1 protein-coding gene is annotated in these 349 nt (G+C 68.8%); it reads left to right on the top strand.

What is annotated here, in order from left to right:
- Window positions 1-156 precede the first annotated feature (156 nt).
- Window positions 157-349, top strand: a 193-nt coding sequence (locus AC1DYG_RS21145; protein WP_477641767.1) for an alpha/beta fold hydrolase, incomplete at its 3' end; no start/stop codon positions are given.

The following is a 349-nucleotide window of genomic DNA, read 5'->3' as shown; positions in this document are numbered from 1 at the left end:
GCGTACGCGCGACTGCTTGCCCACCCGGACCCGGCGGTTCGCGAGGAGGCCGCACTGCGCTGGTGCGAGTGGGAAGACACTCACGTCTCCCTGGTCCCGGGGTGGGTGCCGAGCCCGAGATACCAGGACCCGACGTTCCGAATGATCTTCGCGCGCATGGTCACCCACTACTGGGGCAACGACTGCTTTCTCGCCGGCGACCTGATATGCGACGGCATGAACCTGCTGGCCGGGATACCCGCCGTGCTCGTCCACGGCCGATACGACGTGTCCGGGCCGCTCGACACGGCCTGGGAACTCGCCCGCAGATGGGCGACCAGTCGGCTGGTCGTGGTCGACGATGCCGGCC

Source organism: Pedococcus sp. P1_H8, assembly GCF_056405175.1.
This window is presented reverse-complemented; position numbering and strand designations above follow the sequence as displayed.